We start from the raw sequence: 13,362 nt of genomic DNA, 5'->3' as shown, positions 1-13,362 counted from the left end.
TCACGAACAGCATTAGTTATAATGGCGCCCAGAGAATATGAGGCGTTGGAAAATGGAAAAAGAGCATACCGCAGACAATAAAATCTTTGTTGAACTCACCAGCATGATTGTCTCTGCATATATCACGCATAATGTCACTGCACCTGAAGATTTGCCCAGACTCATTCTGGAGACCCACGCGGCACTAACAGGGTCGTTTACCCCCGGCCTTTCAGCGTCGGAAAAGACCCTGAAGCCAGCCGTGCCGATCAAGAAATCCATTACCGAAGAATATCTTATCTGTTTGGAAGATGGTGGGAAGTTTAAGTCGCTGAAACGGCATCTCAACACGAAATATGGGCTTTCCCCCGACGAATATCGAAAGAAATGGGGATTACCTGCGGACTATCCAATGGTTGCAGCATCTTACGCCGCCACAAGGTCGACACTGGCCAAGAAGGCCTTGCTGGGCCACTCGAAACCTGCCGAGAGCCCGGATGCAGCTCCGATACAGCCGCGGCGAAAAGCTGGCTGAATTCGGCCGGCTCTACTTCCGCAACTCCCGCTGGAGCCAATGTATTCGCAACGATAGAGCGGCACCTTGTCGGCGCCGCTCCGCAACTCCCTGACGGCCCATCGCTTAGGCCAACTCGTTAGATGATGTCAGGCCCAAACTATGGAGTTTCGATCGTCTTGGCATTGACCGAGATGGCACGCCCGGCAAACCAGCCGTTGATGGCGGCCCCCAGGCCGAGCAGGACGAACAGAACCGAGCTCCAGGCAAAGCTGCCCGTCCAGCCATGGATCATGCCGACGACGAGCGGGCCGATTGCCGCCAGCAGATAGCCGACAAACTGCGCCATGCCGGAAAGATGTGCAGCAACATGCGCGTCGGGTGAGCGCAGCACGATGACTGTTAGCGCTACCGCAATCAGCCCTCCCTGCCCTATGCCTTGCAGCACGGCCCAGAACCACACGGTCCAAAGCGGCGCGAAGAGCAGGCCAAGCAGGGCCACGACCGCAATCACGCAGAGACTGACATTGATGACGCGCTGATCCCGGCCCTTGACGGCAATATGAGGCGTCACCAGGCAGGAAGCGGCCTGCACCATGACCGAGACCGATACGATAGCACCCGCCGTCACGCCGTCGAGGCCGCGCTCGCGCAGAATGGGAACGAGCCAGCCGAAGATGCAGTAGGCGAGCGCCGATTGCAGCCCCATGAACAGCGTCACCTGCCAGGCGATCGGATCGGTCCAGAGCCCGGTAGACGACGAAAAGCGCTGCGGCGGGTCTGGCTGCGGGTCCCGATGACCTGCGGCAGCCATAAAAGCCCGACCACCAGTGCCGGTAGCGCCCAGGCAGCAAGCGCACCACCAAGCGATCCACCAAGGGCGTGCTCGATCGGCAAGGTCAGTCCGGCCGCACTGGCCGCGCCAGCACACAGCGCCATCGTGTAGCAACCCGTCATCAGCGCCGCCTTGTCCGGGAAATCCCGCTTGACGACCCCAGGCAGGAGCACGTTGCCGACGGCGATGCAGGCGCCGGTTAGTGCCGTGCCGAAGAACAGCATGGAAATCGAAGAAAAGCCGCGCAGCGCCGTGCCGAGCGCAAGCAGAAGGATCACGCCCAGCAAGACGCGCTCGGTTCCCACACGCTGCGCAAGCCTCGGTGCGAGAGGCGAAAACAATCCCATGCAGACAACGGGCAGCGTGGTCAGGATACTGGCGCCGAATGAGGACAGATCGAGCCCGGTTCTGATCTCCGGCAAAAGCGCCGATGCACTCGAAAAGACCGGCCTGAGGTTGAATGCAATCAACACCAGGCTTGTCCCGAGAACAAACCGGCCAATGGGCGATTTACCCCTGTGCGGCTGCGGCGGAGGCAGCTCATCGGCCTCGGCATCGATCAAATCGAGCGGGGAGGCATTCTGTGAAGGCATGGTCATGACATCAGCAACCGATCAAGAGCAGCGATAACGGGAGCCATGAAGCGGCGCACGGCAAAACCGGTCGCTTCCTGATCACCGGATTCAATGGCATCGACGATCGCAACATGCGCCTGCATGTCCGGCTCCGGAATATCCGCGCCAAGCGTCGCCTCGATGGTGTCGGCAATCGATAGAGAGAAAAATTCGTAGATCTCCACCATCGCCCTGTTCTGCGAGGCAGCGATGACCGCCTTGTGGAAGGCAAGGTCGCGTTCGATGAAGGCGGCCTTGCCTCCCCCTCGTAATTTCCGCGCGCGACCAGCAACGCCCGCAACTGGGATATCACCTCGGGGGTATGACGCAGGGCGGCCAATCGCGCAGCCTCGACCTCAAGGGCCAGCCGGGTTTCGAACTGATCTCTCAAGCCGGCGCGGCGGGCCATGTCGAGAGGGCGCCCGAAATCCGCTGTCGAGCGCACATAGGTACCAGACCCCTGGCGCGTCTCCAGATAACCTTGCGACGCCAACACTCTCACAGCTTCGCGGATCGTGCCGCGACTGACCGACAGCATCGAGGAAAGCGAGGCTTCATTGGGCAGCTTTTCGCCGACAAGCCAGCGTCGAGCGAGTATTTCGCTGCGAATGGCCTCCACGGCTGTATCCGCAAGGGTGGTTTTAGTCAGGGCGCGCATGGCTCAATCTTGTCAAGTCATCAGATGACTTTATGATTAGTTGAAAGGCGCGACATCGTCAACACGTGTTCGCGCCCATGCCGGATCGCCGGACGAGGATCGTATCTCTCTACCTGTGCCGTCTGACGCCATCGCAGTAGAGCAGAATGGCAAGGACCGGCGGTCGTCGGGCGAAGGGCGTTTAACAGGTTTGGGATGGTCCGAAACCCGCCCAATGCGAAATATTAAACTACCGGCCGGCGGCGCTTATCGGATGATGCCGCGCCTCGCCATGACGGCCAGACCGATAACGGCCACCAGTGAGAACGCCGCAGGAATGTAGAAAACATTGGGAAGGCCCAGATAGGCAACACCGACGCCTCCGATCCCGCCGCCAAGCGCACTCGCAAGCGCCGACGAGCTCATGAAAATTGCCGAAGCGGTTGCCACGGCATTCGGAAGAAGTCGCTGGGCAACGATCAGGCCGAGAACCATGTACAGGCCCCAGACGCCACCCATCAGTACCTGTCCGGCAAACATACCGATGGCGCTTGGCCACATGGCAAAACACAAATTGGCGACGACGCCGAATGCTGCCGCGATGCACATGAGCCAGAGCGTTCCGATCCGTCGCGCAAGCATGACGCTGAAGGGCATCAGAAGCAATTCGATCAAGGGCTGCGTTCCGATGACGGCACCCCGGACGCCGGGGTCGATCCCGAGGTGCTCCTCCATGTAAAGCAGAAGGAAGCCATACTTGATCGGCTCTCCGGCATAGACGAGAACGTAAAGGCCGGTAAACGCCAAGAGAGGCAACATCTCGGACCAGCGCGTCGAGGTACCCAGGCCGGTTGCGTGACTTGCTCGCGGCCTGGGATTGGCCGAGACACGCAAGGTTCCGAGCGGGATGATCTGCGCCAGAAAACAGATCGACGTTGCCCAGAACATGGCGCGCAGGCTCGTTTCCGCCGCAAGCCAGGTGCCGAGAAATGGGCCGACCACCCAGCCTGCCGTCAAGGCTATCCGGACGATCGCCACCACGCTCTCGTTTGCTCCCGACGTGTTTCTGCTCAGATCGTCATGGATGGCGGTAAAGAGCTGAGATGTGGCCGACCCGGAAAAGCCGAGCACGACGGCACCGATGACGAAGGGTATCCAGGGCGCGTTGGAAACCGCAAATCCGGCCCACCCAAGAGCCCCGGCCATAGCACACAGCCGGAAGAGACCGAGGCGATGGCCGGTCCTGTCGGAGTAATTGCCGACCAGATAACCGGCGACCGGTGCGGCAAGGCCGGTGAGATAGTAGAGCCCTGCCACCGGCAGGGATGTTCCGAGTTCCTTTACGAGGAAGACAACGATTTGCGGCAGTGAAGCCGAGACCCCCACCCCCGAAAGAAACAGAGCAAGCGTCGCGCCGCGATACAGCGGCGAGGCCCATACCTGTTGAAGCGCTGTGGCTTTGCTGGAGGCCGCCAGGGATTGTGTGTCCATAACCTCATCGTCCGTCATAACCGATTGCCGAAATGTCAGCTCCGGCTAGACGCCACACGATTGTCCCGATCGATTGCAGCCAAACCGCTGTTTACTGACCGATGGAAATCACGCCGTCATCCGGGGTGCCGCATATCCTTCCGCCAAAGCAGATCGGGACGCAAACGGTTGCATCGCGCTTTGACCCATCAAGCGCGGATTGTCCACATCATTCATCACACCAATGACCTCGACCGGGCCTCAGCCGGGTATGGCCCGTGAATAAGCGGCCAGGATGAAGCGCTCCGCTTGATACAAATACTTCTCAAGCGCCTCGGCCGCCGTCGACGTCGCACCCTCCTCGAGATGAGCGAGGATGGTGGCGTTTTGCCCTACATAGGGAGCATGCAGGTATTCCGGGTCTCGTATCAAGCCGAAGACAAGACGCAGCTCCAGCGAAATCTGAGCATAGAATGCGGAGAGCCGAGGGCTATCGGCGAGCTCGACAATGGCAGCATGAAAGGCAATGTCCGCGCTGCCGACCTCCAGCCATTCCCCGAGATCACGATGCCGGATCGCGGCATCGATAGCCGCCCGCATCTTGCCGACGCTCGGATGGCGATGATGCGCGCCGGCAAGCGCCGAACACTCGATGAGCCGACGAATATGGAAGATGTCTATGATCGTCGATATGCTCGGCGTGGTGACGAAAACGCCGCGATTGGCCTCGTGGCGCAGCACACCCTCCGTCGTCAGCAGCCGAAAGACCTCCCGCAGCGTATTGCGTGAAATCTGCAATTCCTCGCACAGAGCCGCCTCGGAGAGATGGCTGCCCGGCGACAGGGTTCCGCTGATCACGCGCTCCCGAATCCGCGCCGCCGTCAGTTCCGTTACCGTCTGACCGGTTTCCGCAGCAGCCGAAGTCGGCTCGATACTCGCAAGATTTGTCTGCTTCATTTGCTCCCCTGGCGCTTGCGATAAATCGGACTGCGGGTACCTGCTCCATATCTCTGCCCTCCGCCAAGCTACGCATCGCCACAAAGGCTCACAAGCAATCGGATTTCTGATCACAGATATTGGATTGGCTCCTCAACGGCGCCGGTCCGTTGGACGATTTCTCGCAAGTTCCTCCCATTATTTGACATGCATCGCTAAAATTGTTCAACAATGTAGACCAGATTGTTGTTTGATGCTATCTCGTGTTTCAAGAAATATAACGGGAACGCGGATACAGATGACCATCAGGCGTCTGATTTGGAGGAGAATATCGCTTGATTTTCCAGGATCGAATGATTGCGGGCATCAACGCACTAGTATCCAATCCTAGCGGTGATCTCGGCGAGGCAACAGCGAAAATGCAAGCACAGGTCACGCGCATCGATCCGCAGATTTCCGAGAGTTCCGGAGCCTGCATTCCCAATACCGAGGTGAGCGCATGACGATGGCGGCGGACGCAAACCGGCAGCTTCTGTCGATCAAGGACCTGACGGTCCGGTTCGGCGAAAACCGCGTGGTGGAAGGCCTTTCGCTTTCCGTGGCACCGGGCCGGACGCTCGCAGTCGTCGGCGAATCCGGCTCCGGCAAATCGGTGACATCGCTTTCGATCATGCGGCTTGCCGATATGATGGGTGCACGCTTCGAGAGCGGCAGCATCTCTTTCAACGGCAAGGATCTGCTCAAGCTCTCGCAGAAGGAAGTCCGCTCCATTCGCGGCAAGGAGATCGCCATGATCTTCCAGGAGCCGATGACCTCGCTGAACCCTGTCTTCACCATCGGCGATCAGATCTGCGAAGTCCTGTTGCTGCACGAAAATGTCAGCAAATCTGCGGCCATGGCCGAAGCGCAACGCCTTCTCGAAATGGTGCGCCTGCCGGATGCGGAAGCGCTGTTGAAGCGTTATCCGCATCAGCTCTCCGGCGGCATGCGCCAGCGCGTGATGATTGCCATGGCGCTCGCCTGCCGCCCCAAGCTTTTGATCGCAGACGAGCCGACGACGGCACTCGACGTCACCATCCAGGCGCAAATTCTCAACATCATGCGGGACCTCCAGAAGGATCTCGGCATGGGCATGATTTTCATCACCCATGACATGGGCGTCGTCGCCGAAATGGCTGACGACGTGGTCGTCATGTGGAAAGGCAAGAAGGTCGAGGAAGGCCCGGTTCGCGAGATATTCGCCAATCCGCAGCATCCCTACACCCGCACATTGCTTGCAGCCGTGCCAAAGCTCGGCAGCATGACAGGAGAGGACTTTCCCAAGCGCCTGCCACTGACTATCCTTGAGGACGGTGAGCCGAAAATCGTCGGCGAAGAGCGGGTTCAAAACACCGCCCGCTATGATCAGCCGCCGCTTCTATCCGTGCGCGATCTCTTCGTGCGCTTCGATATAAGAAAGAATATATTCGGTCAGGTTACGCATCGCTGCAGTGCCGTCCAGAAGGTCGGTTTCGACATTCATCCGGGCGAAACTCTCGCCCTGGTTGGCGAATCCGGCTCCGGCAAATCGACCATCGGCCGCACGATCCAGCAATTGCAGAAGGCACGCTCCGGCGAGATCTCCTTCAACGGCAAGAGCTTCGCCGCGATGTCGGCGCTGGAACGTTTCCGCTTGCGCAGGGACGTGCAATATATTTTCCAGGATCCCTTTGCCTCGCTCGATCCGCGCAAGACGGTCGGCTTCTCGATCGCAGAACCGATCAACACGCACGGCATCATCTCAGCATCAAAGGAGGTGCGCCGCCGGGTGGACGAGTTGCTGGAGCGTGTCGGCCTCTCGTCCGCACATGCGGATCGCTATCCGCACGAATTCTCCGGTGGCCAGCGCCAGCGCGTCTGCATCGCCCGCGCACTCGCCTCCGATCCCAAGCTCATCATCGCCGATGAGGCGCTTTCGGCGCTGGACGTGTCGATCCAGGCGCAGATCATCAATCTGTTCATGGATTTGCAGGCCGAACGCGGCCTTGCCTATCTGTTCATCAGCCATGACATGGCCGTCGTGGAAAAGATCAGCCACCGCGTCGCCGTGCTCTATCTCGGGCAAATCATGGAAATGGGCAGCCGGAGGCAGGTCTTCGAAACGCCGATGCATGATTACACCCGCCGCCTGCTATCCGCCGTGCCGGTCGCCGATCCGACGGTCGAGCGCAAGACCGCGCTGATCGAGGGGGAGATTCCAAATCCCGTGCGGCGCGTCGGCGACGAGCCGCCAATCCTCGCGCGCGAGGAAATCAATTCGGGCCACTTTATCGCAAGAAGCGCCTGAACAGTTTGAGCCACAGCAACGATCTGAAGAGGAAACAGATTTAATGAAAAAAATGAAATGGGGACTGAAAGCCGCCCTGACGGCGCTTGCCTTGTCGAGCGTTGCCATCAACGCCGCGCCAGCGCTCGCAGCCGGCAAACTGACGGTTTCGTCGTCGCAAGACCCAGGCAGCTGGGACCCGATCGATACGTTTCTTGTGGCATGGGCTGCCGTATCGACCAATATCTTCGACGGGCTGACCTATCGCGGGCCGGACCTCAAGCTCGTGCCGGGCCTTGCCGAATCCTGGGAAGAGTTGGATCAGGGCAAGCGCATCCGCTTCAAGTTGCGCCACAATGTCAAATTCCATGACGGCGAGCCCTTCAATGCCGACGCGGTGAAATTCACCTTCGATCGCCTGCTCGGCGAGCAGGGCGCCAAGGGGCCACAGCGCTCCAACTACACCGCGATCGACAGCGTCGAGGTCATCGACGATTACACGGTCGACATGAAGCTGAAGACGCCTGATCCGGTGCTGTTGACTAAGCTTGCCGGCTATGGCGCCATGATCGTTCCGCCGAAATACATCAAGGAAAAGGGCGAGGACTTTTTCAATCTCAACCCGGTCGGCACAGGCGCCTTCAAGTTCGTTTCCTATTCGCCGAAGGTGAACATCAAGCTGGAAGCCAATCCTGATTACTGGGGCGGCGCGCCGAAGATTTCCGAGCTCGAATATCGCTTCATCAGCGAGCCGGCGACAGCTGTTGCCGAGCTTCAGGCCGGCCGCGTCGATCTCGTCATCCCGCCGACCATTCCGATCGGCATGCTTCCAGTCATCCAGGGTGACTCCAAGCTGGAAATTGCCAGCGTTCCCGGCCCAACCGTGGACTCGCTGCGCTTCAATACCCGCGACGGCATAACGGCCGATCCGCGTGTGCGCAAAGCCATCATCATGGCCGTCGACCGCGACACAATCGTCAAATCGATCCTCGCAGGCCAAGGAACCGAGATCGTCAGCTTCCAGAACTCCCTGTCCTTCGGCTACGACCCGGACTTGAAGCCAATCCCCTTTGATCCCGCAGGTGCCAAGAAATTGCTGACCGAGGCAGGCGTTAAGCCTGGCGCCCCCATCCAGATCGACATTCGCGGCAATGATGCGACCATGAACGAAGTGGCACAGGTCGTAGCAAGCTATCTGCAGATGGTCGGCCTCACCGCTACCATCAAGCCCTATGAGACCAATGTTTTGCTCAACGACATCATCCCGCAGGGCAAGACCGGCGCAATGTTCCAGCAGAAATGGGGTGGCTGGACCTTCGATTACGACAACACGGCCTATTCGATGTACCACTCCGGCGAAAAGTGGAATCCTTATGAAAAGGACACGACGCTGGACAAACTGCTGGAATCCCAGCGTCCGCTCACCGATCGCGCCGCGCGCGAAAAGATCCTCAAGGACATCGGCAAGTATGTCGCCGACAAGGCGCTCGAACTGCCGCTCTACAATTCCAATGCGATCTACGGCGTCAGCAAGCGGGTGAAGGGCTTCGTGCCTGCACCGGATACCCGCATCAAGCTGAACGAAGTCACCGTCGAATAGTCGTCAAACGTGACGCCGCCGGCAGAACCGGCGGCGTCCCTCCAGAAACTTTCGGGAAAAGAACGTGGCCGGTTTTCTCATCAAGCGATTGCTGCAGGCGATTTTCGTCGTGATCGTCATCACACTGCTCGTCTCCTTCGCCATCCGCCTCACCGGCGATCCCGCCGTGACGATGTTTCAGGGCGGTGGCAGCATGACGGAAGACGATCTGGCACGCATCCGCACGGCGCTCGGTACCGACCGGCCGTTCATCGTGCAATATCTGACCTTCATGAAGGGGTTGCTGACGCTGGACCTTGGCCGCAGCTTCACTGGCGGAACGCCCGTTTCGCGACTGATCGCCGATGCCCTGCCCGCCACTCTGCTGCTCGCCTTCATCTCGATGGTCGTCTCGATCGCGATCTCCATTCCCCTCGGCATCAAAGCCGCGACCGCACGCGGCAAGACCGCAGACCAGATCATCCGCATTCTCTCCCTGCTCGGCCTATCGTTTCCGAATTTCTGGCTGGCACTGATGATGGTACTGCTGTTTTCCATCACGCTTGGCTGGCTGCCGCCGAGCGGCATGGTCGGCATTTCGAGCTATGTCATGCCGGCTTTGACGATGGGTGTGATCCTGACGGCCACCAACGTCCGGCTGGTGCGCACGGCAATGCTGGAAACGCTGCAGTCGCAATACATCATGGTCGCCCGCGCCAAGGGCCTGAGCGAAACCAAGGTGCTCTACAAGCATGCGCTGCGCAATTGCGCCATTCCGCTGATCACCTATTTCGGCATCCAGTTCGGCGGGCTACTGGGCGGCATCGTCGTCATCGAGCGCGTCTTCAATTGGCCCGGCCTCGGAACCCTGGCGTTCGACGCCGTCGGCGCGCGCGACTATCCGGTATTGCAGGGCGTCATCACCGTGCTCGCCCTGTTCATCATCGGCGTCAATCTGTTGGTCGATATCGCCTACGGGCTCGTCGATCCCCGTATCCGCACGGAGTAACCGCCCATGGCCACCACGACATCAAGCCGTTCGCGCCTCTCCAGCTTCGAATTCCTGTTCGGCGCAACGCTTACCATCGTCATATGCCTTGCCGCCATTTTCTCGGATGTGCTCTTTCCAGGCGGCGCGGAGAAGATCGATCTGATGGCCCGTCTGGCAAGACCCTTTGCCAGCCTTGCCCATCCCTTCGGCACCGATCCGCTCGGGCGCGACGTGCTTGCTCGCGTCGTGGCCGGCGGCCGGATATCGCTGCTGGTCGGGTTCACCTCGGTGATCGGCGGTGTCGTTCTTGGCGTGCTGGTTGGCCTTGCGGCCGGCTATTATCGCGGCATCTGGGATATGATCCTCATGCGCTTTGCCGATATTCAGCTCGCCATGCCTTTCATCCTGCTGGCGATCACCTTCATCGCCATCGTCGGCGGCAGCCTTACCAACACCATCATCCTGCTGATCGTGTCGCAATGGGTGCAATATGCCCGCCTCGTGCGCGGCTCGGTGCTGAGCCTGCGGGAGCGCGAATTCATCCTGTCGGCGCGGGCCATCGGCGTGAAAGACTGGCGCATCATCTTCCAGCATCTGCTGCCGAACCTCATCGGCCCGGTGATCGTGCTGATGACGCTGAACATCGCCACCAACATCCTGCTGGAAAGCAGCCTGACATTCCTCGGGCTCGGCGTCGATCCGACCATCCCTAGCTGGGGCGGCATGCTGGCGGACGGGCGCACCTATCTGCAGACGGCATGGTGGGTCAGCCTTTTCCCTGGCCTCGCCATCCTGCTCACCGTGCTTGGCCTCAATCTACTTGGCGACTGGCTGCGCGACAGCCTCGACCCGACAGGCAGAACCACAAGGTAAGACATCATGACGCTGATTTTCGAAAAAAGCTTTGAGCGCACGCTCTCGCAGCTCGTCGGGCAAGCAAAACCGGGTCAGGATATTGAGGCCTGGACCTTCGCCGACCGACGGAGCCGCCGTGAGGCGGAACTCAAGCTTGCCGAGAAAGGCATACGAGCGCGCATCCGTAGTGCCTATAAGCCGCTGGTCAATGCCTTTCTCGAAGAGATCGATCTGGAGGGTGTGGAAGCAATCGAGATCCGCTATCCCGTACACCCGAATGCACCGGATAATCGCTTCCGGCTGGAGGCCTATCCTCTTGGTGCGATGGTCGGCGATCGCAAGATCGATTTTTTCGCCCGCAGCGACAGCGAATTTCATTACGATGTTGTGCTGAAATCCACCATGACAGGCGAGCGCCTTGTGAAGGTTTTAGCACCAAACCGCGTCCACATCGATGCGGCAGGTGAGACGAGCGTCTCCCCGACCGGCTGGCTGGTTACCGAGAGTGGCACGGCCGGCGCGCGCCTGCCCTCGGATTACGAAACACTGTTCGAAGATGCGATTGCTGCGGTGACTGGCCACGACTGGGGCACCACCGAACCCTATTTCGGTGAACTCAACATCCGCGTCACTCTGCCGGCAGCCGATGAAGCCTTGCCTGTCGGCGACGAGGTCATGAGCCTTAGGGAAGCGCTGCATGAGGATTTCTATTTTTCGCTGCTCGAATTCTTCCAGAAGAAATCCGGGCGTCCGCTCGGCGATCGCGGATTGAAGCCCGGCCAGATCGTTCCGGAAATCGTTCAATCCGAGGGGGACATCTCGGTACGGATCGAAACCAAGCCCCTTTCAACCGGTTTCTCCGATGGCCCACAGCAACAGATTGACGTTGCCGAAGAGCCTTTGGCCGCAGAACAGATCGAAGCCGAACTCGATGCCATCGGCGGCGTGCCGTTTGAGGCCACCACGCGCTCCGGCCGCACGGTGAGAGCACGTTATATCAAGGGCAGAGACGCGGCCGTCATGATCAGCGGCGGCCAGCATGCCAACGAGACGACCGGCGGAGCCGGCGCATTGCGCGCGGCGCGGCGGCTGGCTGCGCTCGACGGCGCGCACTTCACCATCTCGCCACTCGAAAACCCCGATGGTTACGCCCTTCACCAGCGCCTGCGCAAAGGCAGCCCGCGCCACATGTATCATGCCGCCCGCTATACGGCGCTGGGCGATGATCTCGAATACCGCACCGAGGAAAACTCCGGTGCCTATCTCTGCGAAAAAAAGATCCGCATCCAGGCGGAGACGCTGAGCGGCGCGCAGCTGCACGTCAACCTGCATGGTTATCCCGCCCATGAATGGACACGTCCCCTCTCCGGCTATGTCCCGCGCAATTTCGCCATGTGGACGCTGCCGAAGGGCTTTTTCCTGATTGCCCGCTATCATTCCGGTTGGGCAACCCAAGCCGAGCAATTGCTGGACAAGGTGACCAGGCATCTTGGCGCCATTCCCGGGCTGCTGGACTACAACAACAGGCAGATCGGGCTCTACGAAACACATGCCGGCGAGACAGGTTTCCGCATCATCAACGGCTTCCCCTGCCTTGCCGACATCGATGACCGCCATAGCGTGCCGATGACGCTGATCACCGAATATCCGGACGAGACCATTTACGGCCCAGAGTTTATTGCCGGCCACACCGCGCAGATGGAAACCGTACTCTCCGCATATGCCGCCTGGCAGCAAATCATGGCTTCGAGCTAAGCGGTCCTGTCGCAGATTTTGGTCGCACCATGTCGAGAAGTGCGGTCATGGCGCTTGATGTGTAGGCATCCGAGCGGCGTACGAACAGCGTGTCCACCAGCGATCGCTCCGGTGGGAGTTCGTGGACCGCGACCCGGCCGTCCTGCCAGGCTGCGGCAACAATGCCTTTCGGAAGAAGAGCGATACCGACGCCTGCCGAGACACAGCTGATGATGGCATCGAGCGAGCCGAACTCCAGCGGTTTTGCAGTGACGATGCCCATTTCGGCCAGAAGGGTTTCCAGCCGCTGGCGATAAGAGCATCCGATCTGGAAAACGATGGTGCGCAGGTCGGTGATTTTTACGAGCTCATCCATCGAATGGATCGAGCGGGAGGTTACGAGAACGAGTTCCTCCTGGAACACCACCTGCTGATCGAGATCGGGATGGCTGACCGGCCCCGCGACGAACGCTCCCTCGAGCCTGCACTCGATGACCTCGTCAAGCAGCTTCCGCGTCGTGCCCGTGGTGACGACGAGACGGACCTCCGGATAGGACTTGGCGAACTGACTGAGCAGCGGAGACAGTCTCAATGCCGTTGTTGTCTCCAGGCTGCCGAGAAGAAGCGCGCCGCTCGGTGAACCATCGTCCTGCGCAGCTGCGCGCGCATCGGCCAGAAGTTTGGTGATGCGCCCAACGAACGGCAGGATGCGCTGTCCGGCCGGCGTGGTCGAAACGCCGCGAGCGTGTCGTTGAAAGAGGCTGACACCCAATTCCTCTTCCAGCACCCGGATGCGCGCCGTCACATTCGACTGCACCGTATGCAGCTCCTGCGCAGCGCGATTCATGCTGCCGTGCCGGGAAACCGCTTCGAAAAATCTGAGATCGGATATATTCATGCCTCACCTATCTCC

At 59.8% G+C, this 13,362-nt stretch carries 10 protein-coding genes and 2 pseudogenes; 7 read left to right on the top strand and 5 right to left on the bottom strand.

The window, feature by feature from the left end; translation table 11 throughout:
• The first annotated feature begins 52 nt into the window (after window positions 1–52).
• Entirely contained in the window at window positions 53–514 is a 462-nt protein-coding gene (locus BSK43_RS27480; RefSeq protein ID WP_077467927.1) for a MucR family transcriptional regulator, read from the top strand.
• Between the two features lie 139 nt (window positions 515–653).
• On the opposite strand, the pseudogene BSK43_RS27475 reads toward BSK43_RS27480, so the two are convergent.
• The 4 genes and pseudogenes from BSK43_RS27475 to BSK43_RS27460 form a co-directional block, all read right to left on the bottom strand.
• Window positions 654–1,927: pseudogene (locus BSK43_RS27475) on the bottom strand (MFS transporter).
• Window positions 1,924–2,600, bottom strand: a pseudogene (locus BSK43_RS27470) (FadR/GntR family transcriptional regulator). Before BSK43_RS27470 ends, BSK43_RS27475 begins: the two co-directional pseudogenes overlap by 4 nt.
• Window positions 2,601–2,846: 246 nt before the next feature.
• On the bottom strand, window positions 2,847–4,070 hold the full coding sequence (locus BSK43_RS27465; protein ID WP_246662709.1) for an MFS transporter: 1,224 nt from the start codon (window positions 4,068–4,070) through the stop codon (window positions 2,847–2,849).
• A 240-nt stretch (window positions 4,071–4,310) separates the two neighbouring features.
• Complete coding sequence (locus tag BSK43_RS27460) at window positions 4,311–5,006, bottom strand: GntR family transcriptional regulator (RefSeq protein WP_077467924.1); 696 nt, start codon at window positions 5,004–5,006, stop codon at window positions 4,311–4,313.
• 314 nt (window positions 5,007–5,320) lie between these two features.
• On the opposite strand from BSK43_RS27460, the gene BSK43_RS35245 reads away from it, so the two are divergent.
• The 6 genes from BSK43_RS35245 to BSK43_RS27435 all read left to right on the top strand — a co-directional run bounded on the left by BSK43_RS35245 (window position 5,321) and on the right by BSK43_RS27435 (window position 12,470).
• Window positions 5,321–5,488: a hypothetical protein gene (locus tag BSK43_RS35245; protein ID WP_169055473.1), complete on the top strand. Its 168-nt coding sequence runs from the start codon at window positions 5,321–5,323 to the stop codon at window positions 5,486–5,488.
• Window positions 5,485–7,311: an ABC transporter ATP-binding protein gene (locus BSK43_RS27455; RefSeq protein WP_169055472.1), complete on the top strand. Its 1,827-nt coding sequence runs from the start codon at window positions 5,485–5,487 to the stop codon at window positions 7,309–7,311. The genes BSK43_RS35245 and BSK43_RS27455 overlap by 4 nt, the downstream gene beginning before the upstream one ends.
• Before the next feature lie 43 nt (window positions 7,312–7,354).
• Entirely contained in the window at window positions 7,355–8,890 is a 1,536-nt protein-coding gene (locus BSK43_RS27450; protein WP_068393441.1) for an ABC transporter substrate-binding protein, read from the top strand.
• 64 nt (window positions 8,891–8,954) lie between these two features.
• Window positions 8,955–9,878: an ABC transporter permease gene (locus BSK43_RS27445; protein WP_077467923.1), complete on the top strand. Its 924-nt coding sequence runs from the start codon at window positions 8,955–8,957 to the stop codon at window positions 9,876–9,878.
• 6 nt (window positions 9,879–9,884) lie between these two features.
• A complete protein-coding gene (locus BSK43_RS27440; RefSeq protein ID WP_077467922.1) occupies window positions 9,885–10,733 on the top strand; it encodes an ABC transporter permease in 849 nt (282 codons plus the stop codon).
• Window positions 10,734–10,739: 6 nt separating this feature from the next.
• Window positions 10,740–12,470: a M14 family zinc carboxypeptidase gene (locus BSK43_RS27435; RefSeq protein ID WP_077467921.1), complete on the top strand. Its 1,731-nt coding sequence runs from the start codon at window positions 10,740–10,742 to the stop codon at window positions 12,468–12,470.
• On the opposite strand, the gene BSK43_RS27430 is transcribed toward BSK43_RS27435, so the two are convergent.
• A complete protein-coding gene (locus tag BSK43_RS27430; protein ID WP_077467920.1) occupies window positions 12,454–13,347 on the bottom strand; it encodes a LysR family transcriptional regulator in 894 nt (297 codons plus the stop codon). The two genes, BSK43_RS27435 and BSK43_RS27430, sit on opposite strands and share 17 nt — an antisense overlap.
• Between the last annotated feature and the right edge of the window lie 15 nt (window positions 13,348–13,362).

The organism is Rhizobium sp. P44RR-XXIV, assembly GCF_001999485.2.
Classification (GTDB): Bacteria; Pseudomonadota; Alphaproteobacteria; order Rhizobiales; family Rhizobiaceae; genus Rhizobium.
The sequence above is the reverse complement of the archived record's forward strand: the minus strand, read 5'-3'. Positions and strand labels throughout refer to the sequence as shown.